This window comes from Streptomyces griseus (assembly GCF_900460065.1).
GTDB classification, from domain to species: domain Bacteria; phylum Actinomycetota; class Actinomycetes; order Streptomycetales; family Streptomycetaceae; genus Streptomyces; species Streptomyces griseus.
The window spans coordinates 120,510-137,285 of record NZ_UAVD01000004.1; the positions used below are offsets into that span (position 1 = coordinate 120,510).

At 74.2% G+C, this 16,776-nt stretch carries 18 protein-coding genes; 6 read left to right on the forward strand and 12 right to left on the reverse strand.

Going from position 1 to position 16,776, the window contains the following annotated elements; translation table 11 throughout:
• Positions 1-12: 12 nt before the first annotated feature.
• The 4 genes from DTB53_RS02145 to DTB53_RS02160 form a co-directional block, all read right to left on the reverse strand.
• Positions 13-3,078, reverse strand: coding sequence for an AAA family ATPase (locus tag DTB53_RS02145; RefSeq protein ID WP_012381816.1), 3,066 nt, complete (start codon positions 3,076-3,078; stop codon positions 13-15).
• Positions 3,075-4,244 (reverse strand): exonuclease SbcCD subunit D, encoded by a 1,170-nt coding sequence (locus tag DTB53_RS02150; protein WP_012381815.1) that lies wholly within the window; start codon positions 4,242-4,244, stop codon positions 3,075-3,077. Before DTB53_RS02150 ends, DTB53_RS02145 begins: the two co-directional genes overlap by 4 nt.
• Entirely contained in the window at positions 4,241-4,381 is a 141-nt protein-coding gene (locus DTB53_RS36770; RefSeq protein WP_003970567.1) for a hypothetical protein, read from the reverse strand. The genes DTB53_RS02150 and DTB53_RS36770 overlap by 4 nt, the downstream gene beginning before the upstream one ends.
• A gap of 138 nt (positions 4,382-4,519) precedes the next feature.
• The gene (locus DTB53_RS02160; RefSeq protein ID WP_012381814.1) at positions 4,520-5,152 is read right to left on the reverse strand and encodes a YigZ family protein; all 633 of its coding nucleotides are present in this window, start codon (positions 5,150-5,152) and stop codon (positions 4,520-4,522) included.
• Positions 5,153-5,226: 74 nt separating this feature from the next.
• On the opposite strand from DTB53_RS02160, the gene DTB53_RS02165 reads away from it, so the two are divergent.
• Both DTB53_RS02165 and DTB53_RS02170 read left to right on the forward strand, forming a co-directional pair.
• On the forward strand, positions 5,227-5,682 hold the full coding sequence (locus tag DTB53_RS02165; RefSeq protein WP_012381813.1) for a CoA-binding protein: 456 nt from the start codon (positions 5,227-5,229) through the stop codon (positions 5,680-5,682).
• Positions 5,683-5,746: 64 nt separating this feature from the next.
• Positions 5,747-6,544, forward strand: coding sequence for an AAC(3) family N-acetyltransferase (locus DTB53_RS02170; protein WP_012381812.1), 798 nt, complete (start codon positions 5,747-5,749; stop codon positions 6,542-6,544).
• Between the two features lie 31 nt (positions 6,545-6,575).
• Here the strand turns inward: DTB53_RS02170 and DTB53_RS02175 are convergent, their stop codons facing one another.
• From DTB53_RS02175 to DTB53_RS02185, 3 genes are all read right to left on the reverse strand, one after another.
• A complete protein-coding gene (locus DTB53_RS02175) occupies positions 6,576-7,130 on the reverse strand; it encodes a YbaK/EbsC family protein (protein ID WP_003970563.1) in 555 nt (184 codons plus the stop codon).
• A gap of 44 nt (positions 7,131-7,174) precedes the next feature.
• On the reverse strand, positions 7,175-7,747 hold the full coding sequence (locus DTB53_RS02180; protein ID WP_003970562.1) for a helix-turn-helix domain-containing protein: 573 nt from the start codon (positions 7,745-7,747) through the stop codon (positions 7,175-7,177).
• A gap of 168 nt (positions 7,748-7,915) precedes the next feature.
• Positions 7,916-8,665, reverse strand: coding sequence for an acyltransferase (locus DTB53_RS02185; protein WP_003970561.1), 750 nt, complete (start codon positions 8,663-8,665; stop codon positions 7,916-7,918).
• A gap of 175 nt (positions 8,666-8,840) precedes the next feature.
• On the opposite strand from DTB53_RS02185, the gene DTB53_RS02190 reads away from it, so the two are divergent.
• The gene (locus tag DTB53_RS02190; protein ID WP_012381811.1) at positions 8,841-9,371 is read left to right on the forward strand and encodes a gamma carbonic anhydrase family protein; all 531 of its coding nucleotides are present in this window, start codon (positions 8,841-8,843) and stop codon (positions 9,369-9,371) included.
• An 83-nt stretch (positions 9,372-9,454) separates the two neighbouring features.
• Here the strand turns inward: DTB53_RS02190 and DTB53_RS02195 are convergent, their stop codons facing one another.
• On the reverse strand, positions 9,455-9,892 hold the full coding sequence (locus DTB53_RS02195) for a DUF4442 domain-containing protein (RefSeq protein ID WP_003970559.1): 438 nt from the start codon (positions 9,890-9,892) through the stop codon (positions 9,455-9,457).
• A 121-nt stretch (positions 9,893-10,013) separates the two neighbouring features.
• On the opposite strand from DTB53_RS02195, the gene DTB53_RS02200 reads away from it, so the two are divergent.
• A complete protein-coding gene (locus DTB53_RS02200; protein ID WP_012381810.1) occupies positions 10,014-11,108 on the forward strand; it encodes a DUF8017 domain-containing protein in 1,095 nt (364 codons plus the stop codon).
• A gap of 45 nt (positions 11,109-11,153) precedes the next feature.
• Here DTB53_RS02200 and DTB53_RS02205 read toward each other — a convergent pair whose 3' ends face one another.
• The 3 genes from DTB53_RS02205 to DTB53_RS02215 all read right to left on the reverse strand — a co-directional run bounded on the left by DTB53_RS02205 (position 11,154) and on the right by DTB53_RS02215 (position 14,260).
• Positions 11,154-11,999 (reverse strand): spermidine synthase, encoded by an 846-nt coding sequence (locus DTB53_RS02205; RefSeq protein WP_003970557.1) that lies wholly within the window; start codon positions 11,997-11,999, stop codon positions 11,154-11,156.
• 71 nt (positions 12,000-12,070) lie between these two features.
• Positions 12,071-13,246, reverse strand: coding sequence for an elongation factor Tu (tuf, locus tag DTB53_RS02210; protein WP_003970556.1), 1,176 nt, complete (start codon positions 13,244-13,246; stop codon positions 12,071-12,073).
• A gap of 300 nt (positions 13,247-13,546) precedes the next feature.
• Positions 13,547-14,260 (reverse strand): DNA alkylation repair protein, encoded by a 714-nt coding sequence (locus DTB53_RS02215; protein WP_030704280.1) that lies wholly within the window; start codon positions 14,258-14,260, stop codon positions 13,547-13,549.
• Positions 14,261-14,309: 49 nt separating this feature from the next.
• On the opposite strand from DTB53_RS02215, the gene DTB53_RS02220 reads away from it, so the two are divergent.
• The gene (locus DTB53_RS02220) at positions 14,310-15,032 is read left to right on the forward strand and encodes a TVP38/TMEM64 family protein (protein ID WP_012381809.1); all 723 of its coding nucleotides are present in this window, start codon (positions 14,310-14,312) and stop codon (positions 15,030-15,032) included.
• Between the two features lie 169 nt (positions 15,033-15,201).
• On the forward strand, positions 15,202-16,074 hold the full coding sequence (locus DTB53_RS02225; RefSeq protein ID WP_003970552.1) for an undecaprenyl-diphosphate phosphatase: 873 nt from the start codon (positions 15,202-15,204) through the stop codon (positions 16,072-16,074).
• Between the two features lie 134 nt (positions 16,075-16,208).
• On the opposite strand, the gene DTB53_RS02230 is transcribed toward DTB53_RS02225, so the two are convergent.
• Positions 16,209-16,775, reverse strand: a complete 567-nt coding sequence (locus tag DTB53_RS02230) for an AAA family ATPase (protein WP_012381808.1) — start codon at positions 16,773-16,775, stop codon at positions 16,209-16,211.
• Position 16,776 lies beyond the last annotated feature (1 nt).

Consider the following 16,776-nt stretch of genomic DNA (forward strand, 5'->3'; position numbering starts at 1 on the left):
GCAGACCGGGCGTCACAGGCGGTGCCGGACGGACGAGCCCTGCCGCTCCTTCACCACTTCGAGCCGGACCGGGATCCGGCGGCGCAGGTCGGCCACATGGCTGACGATGCCGACGCTGCGGTCCCGCTCCCGCAGGGAGTCGAGTACGTCGAGCACCTCGTCCAGCGTCTGGTCGTCGAGGCTGCCGAACCCCTCGTCGATGAAGAGGGTGTCCAGGCGTACGCCGCCGGCCTCCTCGGTCACGACGTCCGCGAGGCCCAGCGCGAGGGCCAGCGAGGCGAAGAACGTCTCCCCGCCGGAGAGCGTCGCGGTGTCGCGTTCGCTGCCGGTCCAGGCGTCGACCACGTGCAGTCCGAGTCCGGCGCGGCGTCCGCCCGTGCGGGCGTCGGAGTGGACCAGCGTGTAGCGGCCCGAGGACATCCGCTGGAGCCGTGCGGTGGCGGCGGCGGCCACCTGTTCCAGGCGGGCGGCCAGGACGTACGCCTCCAGGCGCATCTTGCGTTCGTTGTCGGCGGAGGTGCCCGCGGCGAGACCCGCGAGCCGGGCGACCCGTTCGTACTCCTGGCGCACGGGTCCCAGCCGGCGTACCTCGTCGGCGGCCTGCCGGGAGAGCCGGGTCAGCTCGCCGCAGCGCTGGTCGGCGGCGGCGAGCGCCGAGGACGCCTCGCGCAGCAGCCATTCCGCCGTCTCGAACGCGCCCTGCGCCGCCGATGGCCGTGCGGCGGGCTGTTCGGCGGCCTCGCGGGCGTCGCGCTCGGCACGGCGGTCGGCCACCGCGGCGGCCTCGGCCTGCCAGGCGTCGATGCGGTGCTGGAGGTCGCGTTGGGCGGCGGGGTCGAGGAGGGTCGCGGCGGCGGCCTCCGGGGTGTCGAAGCCGGCCCGGAACGCCGCGTCGGAGAGCCGGTCGTCGGCCTCCTTGCGCCGCCGGGCCGCGTCCTGCTCGGCGCGTACGGCCTCGGCGGCCTCCGCCAGCAGCTCCACCCGGCGGGTGAGACGGTCCGCGTGGGCGGCGACGGACCCGGACGCGCCCCGGACGGCGGCGAGTTCGTCGTGCAGCGCGGTCTGCTCACGGTCGAGCGCCTCACGCCGGGAGGTGCGGGCGGCGGCCCGGCGCTCGGCCTCCTGACGGAGTTCGAGGCGGTCGGCGTGCTCGCGCTCGGCGGCGTCGAGGGCCTCGCGGGCGGCGTGCGTCCCGGCGGCGAGGAGGTGCTCGGCGGCATGCTCGGCGGCCAACCGGTCGACGGTGTCACGGAGCTCGTCGACGGACGGGCCGGGGGCGCCCTGTGCTTCGCCGTCGGCGACGGCGGCGGCCGAAGCCCCGTCGGCAGCCGCCGGGGCAGCCGCGTCGCGGGCCTCCGCGTGCGCGGTGGCGTGGCGTTCGCGGACGAGCCCGAGGGCCTGCTCCGCGCGGGCGCGGGTCTCCTCGGCCCGCCGGTGGGCGGTGAGGGCCGTCTCCTCGGTGGCCCGGTCGACGTGGCCGTCGCCCTCGGTGGCGGGGGCCGGGTGCTCGGCGGAGCCGCAGACGGTGCAGGGCGTGCCGTCCACGAGTCCGGCGGCCAGCTCCGCCGCGATGTCCCGCAGTCGGCGCTCCCGCAGCCCGAGCCAGCTCTCGTGGGCGTCGAGGGCGCGTTCGCGGGCCTCGGCCAGCGTCTCCCCCGCGGCCAGGAGCTCGTCGGCCAGCGCGTCGCGGCGGCGGGCGGCCTCCAGCCTGCGACGGGCCGGGGCGAGCAGCCCGGCGAGCCGCTCGGCGCGGGTCGCGGCCTCCTGCGCCGTCGCGATGCGTTCCCGGAGTCCGGCGTGGACGGCGTCCCAGCCCGCCAGCCAGGCGTCCGCGTCCCGGACGGTGGCGTCGTCGGCCCGGGACTCGCGCTCCAGCCGCTCCCGTTCCCCGTCGATGCCGGCGCTGCGCGCCTCGGCCCGGCGCGCGGACTCCAGGCCACCCAGCTCCTGCCGGAACCGGCGCTCCAGCTCGGCGAGTTGATCGGGTCCCGCGTCGGCCAGGTCGGACGGCAGCTGCGCCCTGGCCCGGTCGAGGGCGGCGTCCGCCCGGCGGTGGGCGAGCTCCGCCTCCTCACGCAGTTCCAGCGCCGGGGCGACCCGGTCGGCCTTGCGGGCGCGCTCCAGCTCCTCCTGGCAGCGGTCGTGTTCGGGCCGTCGCTCCTCCAGGGCCGCGGCGCGGCGCACGGTCTCCTCGTACCGCTCCTGGAGGCGGGCGAGTTCGCGCTCGGTGTCCAGGGCGTGGCGTGCCGTGCGCTGCCGGCCCTCGGCCCCGGTCAGGACGCGGTGGGCGATGTCGAGCCGTTCGCGGGCCGTGGACCGGGCGACGGCGGCCCACTCCAGCACGGCTTCGGCGAGACCGGGTTCGCCCCGCCGGGCGGCGATCGGCGTGGCCTCGCCCCCCGCGGGTCCGGCCGCCTGGGCGATGCGCTGGGCGAGGGCGAGGATCCGCTCGTCCGCGGCGATGACCCTGGCCTCGCCGCCCCGGCGCAGCTCGGCGAGGCGTTCCTCGACGGCGGCGAAGCGACGGGTGTCGAAGAGACGGCCGAGGAGCTTGCCGCGGGCCTCGGCGTCCGAGCGCAGGAAACGCGCGAAGTCGCCCTGCGGCAACAGCACCACCTGGCAGAACTGGTCCCGGCTCATGCCGATGAGCCGGGTCAGCTCCTCGCCGATCTCCTGGTGCGACTTGCTGAGCGCCTGCCAGCCGCGCTCGGGGTCGTGGCCGCGCAGCCGGCTCTGGGCCTTCTCCAGGGTGAAGCCGTCGCCGCGCTTCTTCGGGCGGGGCTGGGCGGGGCTGCGGGTGACTTCGAGGCGGCGGCCGCCGACGGTCAGCTCCAGCTGGACCTCGGTGGGCAGGTCCGCCGGGGCGTGGTCGCTGCGCAGGGAGGCGCCGGGGCTCTGCCGGGCGCCGGGGACGGCCCCGTACAGGGCGAAGCAGACGGCGTCCAGGACGGAGGTCTTGCCCGCTCCGGTGGGGCCGTGGAGCAGGAAAAGCCCGGCGGAGGAGAGGGCGTCGAAGTCGACGTCCTGGGTGGCGCCGAACGGCCCGAAGGCGGTGATGCTCAGGCGGTGCAGTCTCACCGGGACACCTCGCGGACGGTCTCGTCGACCCGTACGTCGTCGAACGCGGCCCGCAGCACGGTGCGTTCGAGGTCGCTGGGGCCGCTGCCGCCGCGGACGTGGGCGACGAAGTCCTCGGCGATCTGGTGGTCGTCGCGGCCCCGAAGGCGCTGGGCGTAGGACGCCCCCGGGTCGTCCGGCGGTCGCTCGGGGTCGAAGACGAGGCTGAGGGTGCCCGGGAAGCGCCGGGCGAGGCGGGCCATGGGTTCGGCGGGGCGCACCGGATCGGTGAGGGTGGCCTCCACCCAGGCCTGCTCGTGGCGGTCCAGGGCGGGGTCCTCCAGGAGGGTGTCCAGCCGGCCCCGGAGCCGGGCGAGGGGCCGCTCCACGGGGCAGTCGATCCGTTCCTCGGCGGCGATGCCCCCGTCGGCGTCGAGGTCGATGAGCCACATGGTCTTGCGGTGGTCGGCCTCGGAGAAGGAGTAGGCGAGCGGGGATCCGGAGTAGCGGACGCGGTCCGTGACCCGCTGGGAGCCGTGGAGATGGCCGAGGGCCACGTAGTCGACACCGTCGAAGACCCCTGCGGGGACGGCGGCGACTCCGCCGACGGTGATGTCGCGTTCGCTGTCGCTGGGCTCCCCGCCCGCCACGAAGGCGTGGGCGAGGACGACGGAGCGGGTGCCCTCCGGGCGGGTGGCGAGGTCTGCGCGGACCCGGTCCATCGCGGCGGTGAGGACCGCCTCGTGACCGGCCCTGTCCGCCCGGAGGGCGTCCTTGACCAGGGCCGGTTCCAGGTAGGGCAGCCCGTAGAACGCCACGTCGCCGTGGGTGTCGGCGAGCACGACGGGGGTGGCGCAGTTCTCCGGGTCGGTCCGCAGGTGGACCCCGGCGCGTTCGAGGAGGCCGGCGCCGACGCCGAGCCGGCGGGCCGAGTCGTGGTTGCCGGAGATCATGACGGTGGGGACGCCCGAGGCGGCCAGCCGGTGCAGCGCGCGGTCGAACAGCTCGACGGCGCTGAGCGGCGGGACGGCCCGGTCGTAGACGTCGCCCGCGACGAGGACGGCGTCCACCTCGCGTTCCCGGACGGTCGCCACGAGATGGTCGAGGTAGGCGGCCTGGGCGTCGAGGAGGGAGACCCGGTGGAAGGACCTGCCCAGGTGCCAGTCCGAGGTGTGCAGGATCCTCACGCCATCGCTCCGGCGGGTTCGGCCGGCACCGGCGCTCCGGTGGAACCGGCCGGCTCCGTCCCTCCGCCGGTCACGGCCCGCACCGCCACCCGGCCGGTCGCGTCCGGCATCGTCACTCCGCCGGTTGTGGCCTGCATCGTCGTCCTCCACCCCGTGGGCCGCGCCACCGGCGGCCCGTGATCCCGCTCGGCACCGGCCACGCTATCGCCGCCGGGCCGCCGAACCCGCATCGATCATGATTTTGGCCCCGTGGGATTGGCCTCACCTCGCGGGGTTCACGCGCTCGCGTCCCCGTACGCCTCGCCGCCCAGCTCCAGCACGGCCGTCCCCGCGGTCGCGTCGGCCAGCCAGGCGGTGAACGCCTCGACGTCGCCGTCCGGCAGCCCGATGCCGATGGTGACGGCCTCGGCGTACCGCACCTCGCGGACGTCCCGCCCGGTGGCCCGCAGGTCGTTCTCCAGCTTTCCGGCCCGCTGGTGGTCGACCCGGATCGTGGCGAGGCGGAAGCGCTGCCGGGTGATGGTGCCGAGCGTGTCGAGGGCCTCGCCGACCACTCCCCCGTACGCCCGGATCAGCCCGCCCGCCCCGAGTTTGACCCCGCCGTAGTAGCGGGTCACGACCGCCACGGCGTACCGCACCTCCCGGCGCATGAGCATCTGGAGCATCGGGACGCCGGCGGTGCCGCCGGGTTCGCCGTCGTCGCTCGCCTTCTGCACGGCGGCGTCGGCTCCGATCACGTACGCGAAGCAGTTGTGGGAGGCGGTCGGGTGCTCCTTGCGGACGCGGGCGACGAAGTCCTGGGCTTCCTGTTCGGTGGCGGCGGGGGCGAGGGAGCAGAGGAAACGGGATCGGTTGATCTCGCTCTCGTGCACACCCGCGCGGGCGACGGTCCGGTACTGCTCCTGCATCCGTCCACCCTATGCGCCGCCGCGAGGGCGGGCCCCGGCGGGAATGGGGAGGTGGGGACGTCGGTTGTCCGGGCATGGACACAGACGGCACGGCAGACGGCGGCGCGGTGGACGCGTACGCGGACGACGCGACGATCCGGCGGATCCTCCAGGACACGGGCGGCACCTGGGCGGTGGTGGGCCTCTCCGGCAACCGTTCCCGGACGGCGTACGGAGTGGCGGAGGTCCTCCAGCGGTTCGGCAAGCGGGTGGTGCCGGTGCACCCGAAGGCCGAGACGGTGCACGGGGAGCAGGGATACGCCTCGCTCACGGAGATCCCCTTCCCGGTCGACGTGGTGGACGTGTTCGTCAACAGCGAGCTGGCGGGCGCCGTCGCGGACGAGGCGGTGGCGGTGGGCGCGAAGGCGGTGTGGTTCCAGCTCGGCGTCGTGGACCCGGACGCCTACGGGCGGACCCGTGCGGCGGGCCTGGACATGGTGATGGACCGGTGCCCGGCGATCGAGATCCCGCGGCTCGGCACGCGCGCCTGAGCCGCCCGGGTGTGCGGGGCGCCGTGAGGTGGGCAGAATCTCCGCCGTGGAGGACGTACGCGACATGACCGACGGGGCCCGGACGACGGCCGCGCTGACCGCGCTCGGCGTCCGGCCCGGCGAAGTGCTCCTGGTGCACGCCTCACTGCGCTCGCTGGGGCGGCCGGAGGGCGGGGCGCGAGGGGTGCTGGACGCGTTGCGGCGGGCCGTCGGGGTTTCGGGGACGGTGGTGGTCCCCGCCTTCACCCCGGAGAACTCCGACACCTCTCCGCACTACCGCGAGCGGGTGCGGGGGCTGGCCGCCGGGGCCGTGGACGCCGTGCGCGCCGCGATGCCGGCGTACGACCCGGCGCGCACCCCCGCGCCGTCGATGGGCGCGCTGGCCGAGACCGTACGGACGGCTCCGGGGGCCGGGCGCAGCGCGCATCCGCAGACCTCGTTCGCCGCGCTCGGCCCGGCGGCGGGCCGGCTGCTCGCCGGGCACCGGGCGGACTGCCATCTCGGGGAGGACTCGCCGCTGGCCCGCCTCTACGAGGCGGATGCCCGGATTCTGCTGCTCGGCACCGGCTACGCCACGTGTACGGCGTTCCACCTGGGCGAGTACCGGATGCCCGGTCCGCCGCGGCGCGGCTACCGCTGTGTGGTGATGGCGCGGGGGGTGCGCCGTTGGTGGGAGTACGAGGACGTCGCCCTGGACGACGGGGACTTCGCCGCCCTGGGCACGGCGTTCGAGGATGCCGCGGCGGACGGAGACGTACGCGCGGGACCCGTGGGGGCCGCCGATTGCCGGCTCGTGCGGCTGCGCCCCGCCGTCGACTTCGCCGCGGCCTGGCTCACGGAGCACCGGAGGGCCGGGAGTTGACCCGGTCGCCCCGGGCCGTCCGGGGAGAGGGTCAGACGCCGAGGCCCTCGACGAGGACGGCGCCCGGGAGGGCGGCCAGCGCCTTGCCGGGGACGATGAGCTTGCCGCGCCGGCTGCCGCTGCCGATCAGCACCCACTCCTCGTCCACGACGGCGGGGTCCAGCAGGAGGGGCCAGGCTGCGGGCAGGCCGATCGGGGTGATGCCGCCGTACTCCATGCCGCTCTCGCCGACCGCCGTGTCCATCGACGCGAACGAGGCCTTGCGGGCGCCGAGGTGTTTGCGGACCGTGCCGTTGACGTCGACCCGGGTGCGGGAGAGCACCACGCAGGCGGCGAGGGTGATGTCCTGGCCGCGCTTGCCCGCCACGACGACGCAGTTGGCCGAGGTGTCCAGCAGTTCCACGCCGTGGTGTTCGGCGAAGACCGCGGTGTCGGCGACGGCCGGGTCGCTGTCGACGTGGATGAGGTGCTCCGCGGTGAATTCGCCCCAGCCGGCGGTCAGGGCCGCGACGACGGGGGCGGGGAGCAGGTCGAGCCGTTCCGCGGCGGGAGCCGCGTCCTCGAAGGTGCCGATGGGTGCGCGCATGGCGCTCACGCTAACAGCGGCGGTGCGGCGGGCGGCCGGGTGTCTCAGCGGACGGGCGGGATGGCGACGGCCATGGTGAACACGGCCGGTCCGGTGCCCTCGTTGCGGTAGCCGTGCGGAACGTGCGCCTCGAAGGTGGCGGAGGTTCCGGCGGGGACGGGGTGGGTGCGGCCGTCGACGAGCAGGGTCAGTTCGCCCTCGGTGACGTGGAGGAGTTCGACGGTGCCCTCGGGGTGCGGGTCGGACGTGGTGCCCTCGCCCGCGACCAGCCGGCAGGTCCACAGTTCGAGCGGGCCCCGGGCCTCGGCGCCGACGAGCAGCGTGGTGGAGCTGCCCGCCTCGGTGGACCACATGCGGACGGCCCGGCTCTCCGGCACCAGCCGGACCTGGGCGCCCTCCTCGTGATCGAGGAGGGTGGTGATGCTGACGCCGAGCGCGTCGGCCAGTTTGACGGTGGTGCCGACGCTCGGGTTCGTCCGCGCCTGCTCGATCTGGATGATCATCCCGCGGCTGACCCCGGCGCGGGCCGCGAGGGCGTCGAGGGTGAAGCCGCGCTCCCCCCGCCAGCGCTTGAGGTTGCGGGCCAGCGACTGGGTGAGCTGGTCGAGGTCGGACACGTACCGTCCCTGCGGTGGATGGCGGAGTGCGGGTGGCGGAGTGCGGCGTACCGAGTGCGGTGGGCCGGCTCGGGTACGGCGTGTGCCGCGGTCAAGAATATTGCACGGCCCCACGGTGCGCTCCCGCGTCCGGAGGGCTCTGCCGCCACCGTCCTCCTACGACAGGGCCTACGGCTTCTCGGGCGCCTCGTCGAGCTCCGCGAGGGCGAGGAGCTGTTCGGGCGTGACGCCCTCGGGGATCGGCACGGGCGCGGGCGTGCGCAGGGGCGGCCGCCAGCCCTTCTCGGGGTCCCAGCTGCGGACGACGCGGGCGGGGGCTCCCGCGACCACGGCGTGGTCGGGGACCTCGCCCCGGACGACAGCGCCGGCCGCGACCACGACGTTCCGGCCGAGCCGGGCGCCGGGCAGGATCACCGCGCCGGTCCCGATCCAGCAGCCGGGCCCGATCGCCACGGGTTCCATCCGGGGCCACTGCTTGCCCACCGGCTCGTGCGGGTCGTCGTAGCTGTGGTTGGTCGAGGTGATGTAGACGTACGGGCCGCAGTAGGTGTCCGGGCCGATCGTCACCGTCGTGTCGGCGATCACGTGGCTGCCGCGCCCCAGCACCACGCCGTCGCCCAGCGTGAGCACGGTGTCGGGGCCGAGGTCCAGGTCCGGCATCATTCCGGCCGTGAGCGTGACCTGCTCGCCGATGACGCAGTGCGCGCCGAGCTCGATCCACGGCTCTCCGAACACGGTCCCCTGCGGGAAGGCGAGCCGGGTTCCGGTGCCGATCGCGCGGAATCGCAGCCGCCCGGGGTGCTCGGCGGTGACCGCGCCCGTCCGCTGTGCCCAGGCCCAGCCGCGGTGGACCGCGCGGGAGGCGGCACGGCGGGGCCAGCGGGCGAGGAAGGAGAACGCGTTTCGGTTCTTCGGCACGCGCTCACGGTAGTCGGCGGCGCGGTGGCGGTCCGCGCGATGACCTGTGATGTTCGCCCCACCGGGCGTCGGCCGCGGGGGCCGTCCCCTACCGTGTGTGTCGGCCCGGCCCGGCGGATCCGACCGATTCGACGGGAGGGCCCGGAAGCACCACACCGGCGCGAAGGAGCAGGCGATGGCGGAGCAGGCGTTGATCACGGGCATGGGCGGCAAGGAGCCGGACATCGACGTGGACGCGTTCGTGGCCCCGACCTCCGTGGTGATCGGCGAGGTGACGCTCGCCCCGGGCTCCAGCGTCTGGTACCAGGCGGTGCTGCGCGCGGACTGCGGTCCGATCTCGCTCGGACCCGACAGCAACATCCAGGACAACTGCAGCGTGCACACCGACCCCGGGTTCCCGCTCACCGTGGGCGCGCGGGTCTCGGTCGGCCACAACGCGGTGCTGCACGGCTGTGTGATCGAGGACGACGTGCTGGTGGGGATGGGCGCCACGGTGCTCAACGGGGCGCACATCGGGGCGGGTTCGCTGGTCGCGGCACAGGCCCTGGTGCCGCAGGGGATGCGGGTGCCGCCGGGTTCGCTCGTCGCGGGGGTGCCCGCGAAGGTGAAGCGGCCGCTGACCGCCGAGGAGCTGGAGGGCATCCGCTTCAACGCGGCCGGATACGTGGAGCTGGCGAAGGCGCACCGCGAGGCGCACGGGGGCTGACGCCCGGCCCCGGCCGCCGTACGCCCGGGCCGCCGTCGCTCCCGTTCGGGGAGGGGCGGCGGCCCGGGTGCGTGCGGAGCCTCTCAGCCGTTGGGGCGCAGGGTCCACACGACGGTCATCTCACCGGTGACCGCGCCGTCTCCACGCCGGATCTCGACGGCGACGGTGAATTCCGGCCGCTGCCCGGCGTCCAGCTCGGCGACGACGTCGGCGATGGGGCGGCCGAGGGTCGCGGTGGCGGTGACCTCGCCCTTGGCGAGCTTCTTGTAGCCGATCTCGGCCTTCACGGCGAGCGGCACGGCGCGCGACAGCTGGTCGCCGAAGGCGGCGATGACGATCGCGCCGCTGGCGGACTCGGCGAGCGTGAACATCGCTCCGGCGTGGGGTCCGCCCAGGTGGTTGTGGTAATCCGCCTGGTCGGGCAGCCGGACGACGGCGCGCTCCGGGGTCGTCTCCAGGAAGTCGAGGTTGAGGGTCCGGGCCATCGGGACCGTCGCGACGAGCATCTCGCCCACGGTCATCTGTTCAGCGCTCATGCCCGAAGGTTACTCACCAGTAGAACCGTTTGGCCATCCCCTTGTGACGGCTCTGGGACAGGGCGGCCGTAGAAGTGGCCGGGCGGCCCATCTATGGTTACTGGCCATGTGGCCAGGAACGCAGCCGCCCGGGGGCGAGCAGAACCCGCAGGACCAGAATCAGAACCCGTACCAGCAGCCGGGGTACCAGCAGCCGAATCCCTACCAGCAGCCGGGATATCCGCCGCAGGGCCTGCCGGGGCAGCCCACGGAACCGGGCTACGGGTACCCGCAGGGCCCGCCCGCCGGGCAGCCCGGGTACCAGCAGCCCAATCCCTACCAGCAGCCGACGGCGCCGCAGTACGCCGTTCCGGGTCCGCCCGGCGGGCCGAAGCCCGGCGACGACAAGAAGAAGACGACGATCGTGGCGATCGTCGCGGCGACCGCCGTCGTGATCACGGCGGGCGTCACCGGTTTCCTCGTGCTCGGCAAGGACGACGACGGCGGCAGGGCCGTCGCCGACGACAAGAAGTCCGCGTCGCCGAGCGCCCAGCCCAGCGGGGCGGACAACGGCTCCGCGCCGCCCGCGGAGAACCCGCGGGGCTCCGAGAGCGACCCCAAGCCGGTCGTACCGGGCTGGAAGGTCGTCACCAACCCCAAGTGGGGCACGCAGTTCGACGTTCCCGGTGACTGGGAGGTCGCGAGCTCGGGGATGTTCTCCGGCTTCGAGGACGCCAAGGAGCCCACCGGCAAGCCGGTCGCCGGCTTCTCCGCACCCGCCTACTACAAGAGCAAGTGGTGCGTCGACGACTCCGACGGGGACGGCAGCCAGGAGGACACCGGGCTGGCCGGCGTCGGGACGAAGGGCGCCCAGGGCGCCAAGAACACCGACGAGGCCGCGACGAACGAGGCCGGCAACTGGGTGTGGGCGGCCTACGCCCAGCTGGATCCCAAGAGCAAGGTCAAGGTCGGCAAGCCCAAGGCGTACACCACGGAGTCGGGTCTCTCCGGCAGTGTCGTCCAGGCCACCGCGCTGGGCCTCGCCAACAAGGAGAAGTGCGACAGCGACGGGAAGTCGATCGCCTTCTCCTTCAAGAACTCCAAGGGCGACTTCTCGACCTGGGTCCTCTACGCCGCCGCCGGGGTCAAGGACGAGCTTCCGGACACCACCATCCAGAAGATCCTGAGCACGGTCCGCCTCGCCGGCGATCCCACCGGCTGACCCGCGCGCCCGCCCCCTCCCGCCCCCGAACCGCCCGACGGAGCCTCAGCCGACGCTGAAGGCTCCGTCGGGCGGTTCGGGCGAGGCGACCGCGTCCACGTCCGCCACCGGGCGGGCCCCGCCGAGGAACCGGGTCAGCGCGGGGCCGTGGGTGACCCGCGCGGGAAAGGCGTCGGCGGCGCAGGCCCGGACGAGCGGCGCCAGGTCGAGGGGCGCGTACGAGGCGAGCAGCACCACGTTGCCGAAGCGCCGCCCGCGCAGCACGGCCGGTTCCCCGATCAGCGCCAGCTCGGGGAAGACCGCGGCGAAGTTCGCCACCTGCGAGCGCAGGAAGGCGAACGGTGCGCTGTCGGCCAGGTTGGCGGCGTAGATCCCGTCCCCGCGCAGCGCCCGGCCCGCGGCGCGCGCGTACTCGACGGACGTCAGGTGCGCCGGAACGCGGGAGCCGCCGAACACGTCCGCGATGAGCAGATCGGCACAGGCGGGGGCCGCCGCCTCCAGCCACTCCCGGGCGTCGGCCGCGTGCAGGGCGATGCCGCTGCCCCCGGACAGCGGCAACTCCTCCCGGACCAGCCGCAGCAGCCCCCGGTCCGCGTCGACGACGTCCTGGCGCGATCGGGGGCGGGTCGCCGCCACGTAGCGGGGCAGGGTCAGCGCCCCGCCGCCCAGGTGCAGGACGTCCAGGGGCGCGCCCGGCCCGGCCGCGCCGTCCACGACGTGGGCGAGCCGGCGCACGTACTCGAACTCCAGGTGGGACGGGTCGTCGAGGTCGACGTAGGACTGGGGGGCGTCGTCGACCGTGAGCAGCCAGGCCCGGTCGCGGTCCACGTCGGGCAGCAGCCGCGCGGTGCCGCAGTCGACCTCGCGGATGACGGGTATCGGCTCGTTCACGCCCCCATTGTCGCCTCCCGCGCCCCGCTGCCCGCCACCCCGGGACGAGGGGTGGCGGGCAGCGGTGGTGCTCAGAGCAGCGCGGTGACCGTGCCCGCGCCGACCGTGCGGCCGCCCTCGCGGATCGCGAAGCCGAGACCGGACTCCAGCGGCACGTCACGGCCCAGCTCCACGGTCATCGTGACCGTGTCGCCGGGGCGCGCGACCGCCGCCTCGCCGAGGTCGACATCGCCGACGACGTCCGCCGTACGGATGTAGAACTGCGGCCGGTAGCCGGTGGCCACCGGGGTCGACCGGCCGCCCTCCTTCGTCGACAGCACGTACACCTGGGCGGTGAACCGGCGGCTCGGCACCACGCTGCCGGGCGCGGCCACGACATGGCCGCGGCGGACCCGGTCGCGCTCCACCCCGCGCAGCAGCAGCGCGACGTTGTCCCCGGCCTCGGCGGACTCCATCGGCTTGCCGAAGGTCTCCAGACCGGTGACGACCGTCTCGACGTCCGCGCCGAGCACCGCGACCCGGTCGCCGACGCGGACGGTGCCGCGCTCGACGGCGCCGGTGACGACGGTGCCCCGGCCGGTGATGGTCAGGACGTTCTCGACGGACAGCAGGAACGGCGCGTCGGTGTAGCGCACCGGAATCGGTACGTACGTGTCGACGGCGTCCAGCAGCCCTTCGATCGCCGTCGTCCACCGCGGGTCGCCCTCCAGCGCCTTGAGCCCGGAGACCCGGACCACGGGTACGGCGTCCCCGCCGTACCCGTGCGCGGAGAGCAGCTCGCGGACCTCCAGCTCGACCAGGTCGGTCAGCTCGGGGTCGCCCGCGTCGGCCTTGTTGAGGGCGACGACGATGTGGTCGACGCCCACTTGACGGGCCAGCAGCACGTGCTCGGCGGTCTGCGGCATGATCCCGTCGAGCGCGGAGACGACGAGGATCGCCCCGTCGAGCTGCGCCGCTCCGGTCACCATGTTCTTGATGTAGTCGGCGTGCCCGGGCATGTCGACGTGGGCGTAGTGGCGGGTGTCGGTCTCGTACTCGACGTGCGCGATGTTGATGGTGATGCCGCGCTGGGCCTCCTCGGGGGCCCGGTCGATCCGGTCGAAGGACACGTAGGAGGTGGAGCTGGAACCGCGCTCGCTGAGGACCTTGGTGATGGCGGCGGTGAGGGTGGTCTTGCCGTGGTCGACGTGGCCCATGGTGCCGATGTTGAGGTGCGGCTTGGTGCGCACGTAAGCCGTCTTGGACATGGCTCGTTCCTTCTGAAGAACTCGAAGCTGCGAAGAGAAGACCCCAGGGCCCCGCCGACCCTCCCCTTGCGGGGTCCGCCGGACTGTCGGGGGAGGGTCAGCTTCGGGCGCCGCCGAAGGGCGCTGCGGCGGCGGTGCACGCCGCGGCTTCCGCGGCGAGGGCCGCCGGGTGGGCCGTGTCGTTCGCGGCAGCCTTCGGCGCGTCCGCGACTGCGGACGGCGCTGCGGGGAAGGCGTACCGGAACATGTCCCTGATCATGGCCGGGCGGGGCGTTGCCGTCGAATGGTTTTCCCGGCGTCTCAGAGGTTCTTGAGCGCCTCGCGCGCGGAGAGCGGCGACAGCCGGTTCCCGGCTCCGGCGACGAAGTCGCGTACGGCGGCCGGGTCGGTCTTGGCGTACTCCCGCAGGGCCCAGCCGATCGCCTTGCGGACGAAGAAGTCGGGGTGGTCCGCGCGGCGCAGGCAGTAGCCGAAGAGGCGGTCGGTGTCGGTGGCCTCGCGGTAGCGCAACTGGTGGAGGAGGGCGGTCCTGGCCGCCCAGAGGCTGGGGTCGTCGATCCACCGGTCCATCTCGCGGGCGAGCGCCGGGTCGGCGGCGACCAGCGGTCCCGCGACATGCGCGGCCAGCACGTCGACCGTGTCCCACCAGGGGACGGTGGTCACGAGGTGGTGGAGAACGGGCAGGAAGCCGGAGGTGCAGCGGCCCGCGTACCGGCGCAGGTAGTCGGCGGCGAAGTACTGGTACTCCCGCTCCGGCAGCCGCCAGCAGCGCAGCGCGATCGCCGTGCAGTCCGCCTCGTCCGGCCGCCCGGTGCCCGCCAGCACGGTCCGCGACAGGGCCCGCCGCTCCGGGGTGGGGATCCCGAGGAAGGGGGCGACGTGCTTCATGTACGCGGCGGCCCCCTCGGCCCGTACGGGGTCGGCGGCCGGGGCGTAGACGGCGACGAGCCGCTCCAGGACGGTGTCGGCGAGGGTGCTGTCCGGCGGGACGGGGGCGTCGGCGGCGGGGTTCACGCGAGGCACATTACGGCGATCACACAGCCTTTTCGGTTACTCTCCCCGAATGTTCGACCCCGTCCCCACCGCCCGGCCCGCCACCGGTCCCGCGCTGCGCCTCTCCAGGGCTCTGCTGTCACCGTGGTCCCGGTTCTCGCTGCTCGTGGCCGTCCTGCTGGGGGCCGCGTCGACGATGCTGCTGTTCGAGCCACAGCGGCTGCTGGCGTCGGGCTGGCCGCCCCAGCTGACCGGGGCCACGGCCGCGATGGTCTTCGGGCTGGCGTACGGGGCGCTGACGGTGGCGTTCGTGCCGCGCCCGCTGCTCAACATCGCCGCGGGCGCGTTGTTCGGCGCGCAGGCGGGTCTCGCGGCTGCGCTGGCGGGCACCGTGCTGGGCGCGGGCGTGTCGTTCATGCTGGGCCGGGTGCTGGGCCAGGACGCGCTGCGGACCCTGTTGCGCGGGAGGCTGCTGACCGCCGCGGACGGGGTGCTGAGCCGGCACGGTTTCCGGTCCGTGCTGGCGCTGCGGCTCTTTCCCGGGATCCCGTTCGCCGCCGCCAACTACTGTGCGGCGACCTCCCGGATGAGCGCTCCGCCGTTCCTCCTGGCCACCGGGCTGGGGTCGATCCCGAACACGGCGGCGTACGTGATAGCCGGCAGCGAGGCCGCGTCGCCGACCTCGCCGGTCTTCCTGGCCGCCACGGGCTTCATCGTGCTGTCCGCTCTCGGCGGGGCGCTGGTCGCCTGGCGCAAGCGCCACCGGCTCGGCCGGGACACGCCGCAGGACTGAGGGCGCGGCGGCACGTGGACGACCTGTGCAGTAGGCCTGACGTTTACTTTCGGGCGATACGCTGCCCGCGACCCCGATGTCCTTGACCGCACTCCGTACTCCGCACCCGGCCGGCGGGCCCAGTCGCCCGTGACCGATGCACGATCACCTCCGGGATGGCCTAAGCCCCATGAGCTGGTTCGAATCATTCGTCCTGGGACTCGTTCAGGGACTGACCGAGTTCCTGCCGATCTCCTCCAGCGCCCATCTGCGGCTGACCGCCGCGTTCGCCGGCTGGCACGACCCGGGGGCTGCCTTCACCGCCATCAGTCAGATCGGCACGGAGGCGGCGGTGCTCATCTACTTCCGCAAGGACATCGCACGCATCCTGTCGGCCTGGTTCCGCTCGCTGACGGACCGTTCGATGCGCGGTGACCACGACGCCCAGATGGGCTGGCTGGTCATCGTCGGCTCGATCCCCATCGGCGTCCTGGGGATCACGCTCAAGGACCAGATCGAGGGGCCGTTCCGGGACCTCCGGCTGATCGCGACGACGCTGATCGTCATGGGCATCGTGCTCGGCGTCGCCGACCGGCTGGCCGCGCGCGACGAGACGGGCGGCAAGCACCGGGTGGTCAAGGAGCGCAAGACGCTCAAGGACCTGGGCGTCAAGGACGGTCTGATCTACGGGTTCTGTCAGGCGATGGCCCTGATCCCCGGCGTCTCCCGCTCGGGCGCGACGATCAGCGGCGGTCTGCTGATGGGCTACACCCGCGAGTCGGCCGCCCGCTACTCGTTCCTGCTGGCGATCCCCGCGGTGCTCGCCTCGGGCGCCTACGAGCTCAAGGACGTGGGCGAGGGGCATGTCTCCTGGGGGCCGACGATCTTCGCGACGCTGGTGGCGTTCTTCGTCGGATACGCCGTCATCGCCTGGTTCATGAAGTTCATCACGACCAAGAGCTTCATGCCGTTCGTCATCTACCGCATCCTGCTCGGCGTCGTCCTCTTCATCCTGATCTGGGCCGGGGTGCTCAGTCCGCACGCGGGCGAGTCGGCGGGCTGATTCCCTCGGTGTGCGCCCCGCCCGGGAGCAGCCGGGCGGGGCGATCCAGCAGCGCAGCAGCCAGCAGCGCGGATAGATGTCCCCACCGTACGGCGGGGGTCTGACAACGCCGGGGCGTCAGGCCGGCGCGGGCGTCAGGCCGGCGCGGGCGTCAGGCCGGTGGCGGACAGGACCGCGTCGACCGTCTCGGCCACGGTCAGCTCCGCGCTGTCGATCCAGATCTTCTCGTCGGCCAGTTCGGCGCGCATCGCCGTCTCCAGGAACGACCAGTCCGTCGTGAGCCTCTTGTCCCGGGCGAGGTTGCGCTCCATGGCCTTCGCCGCGCCCGGGGCCAGGACGACGCGGTGCAGCGGTCCGCCGGTCAGCGTGGCGCGGTAGAAGTCCAGGTGGGCGCGGCGCACGACGACGTCGTCGATGACCGGGAGGAAGCCGGCGGCGGCGAAACTGTCCGCCAGCAGGCAGGCGTTGCGGGCCCGGAGGAGGATCTGCCGGTCCGCCTCCTCGTCCCCTTCGGGCGAGGGCCACCGGCCGCCGGAGACGATGAGCTCCTGGAGGGCGTCCACCTCGATGTGGGCGGAGGCGGCGAAGCGGGCGGCGAGGGCCGCGGCCACCGTGCTCTTGCCGCTGCCGGGGATGCCGGTCAGCAGGACCGCGCCCACCGCCGGTGACCCGGTGTCCACCGGTACGTCCGCCCAGGCCATC

What these genes read in the sequence shown, in the direction of transcription:
- DTB53_RS02225 (WP_003970552.1), top strand. Translation starts at nt 15,202, where the DNA reads ATGAGCTGGTTCGAATCATTCGTCCTGGGACTCGTTCAGGGACTGACC.
- DTB53_RS36770 (WP_003970567.1), bottom strand. Translation starts at nt 4,381, where the DNA reads ATGCAGGCCACAACCGGCGGAGTGACGATGCCGGACGCGACCGGCCGG.
- tuf (WP_003970556.1), bottom strand. Translation starts at nt 13,246, where the DNA reads ATGTCCAAGACGGCTTACGTGCGCACCAAGCCGCACCTCAACATCGGC.
- DTB53_RS02175 (WP_003970563.1), bottom strand. Translation starts at nt 7,130, where the DNA reads ATGCGCGCACCCATCGGCACCTTCGAGGACGCGGCTCCCGCCGCGGAA.
- DTB53_RS02230 (WP_012381808.1), bottom strand. Translation starts at nt 16,775, where the DNA reads ATGGCCTGGGCGGACGTACCGGTGGACACCGGGTCACCGGCGGTGGGC.
- DTB53_RS02200 (WP_012381810.1), top strand. Translation starts at nt 10,014, where the DNA reads ATGTGGCCAGGAACGCAGCCGCCCGGGGGCGAGCAGAACCCGCAGGAC.
- DTB53_RS02220 (WP_012381809.1), top strand. Translation starts at nt 14,310, where the DNA reads ATGTTCGACCCCGTCCCCACCGCCCGGCCCGCCACCGGTCCCGCGCTG.
- DTB53_RS02165 (WP_012381813.1), top strand. Translation starts at nt 5,227, where the DNA reads ATGGACACAGACGGCACGGCAGACGGCGGCGCGGTGGACGCGTACGCG.
- DTB53_RS02195 (WP_003970559.1), bottom strand. Translation starts at nt 9,892, where the DNA reads ATGACCGTGGGCGAGATGCTCGTCGCGACGGTCCCGATGGCCCGGACC.
- DTB53_RS02160 (WP_012381814.1), bottom strand. Translation starts at nt 5,152, where the DNA reads ATGCAGGAGCAGTACCGGACCGTCGCCCGCGCGGGTGTGCACGAGAGC.
- DTB53_RS02170 (WP_012381812.1), top strand. Translation starts at nt 5,747, where the DNA reads ATGACCGACGGGGCCCGGACGACGGCCGCGCTGACCGCGCTCGGCGTC.
- DTB53_RS02190 (WP_012381811.1), top strand. Translation starts at nt 8,841, where the DNA reads ATGGCGGAGCAGGCGTTGATCACGGGCATGGGCGGCAAGGAGCCGGAC.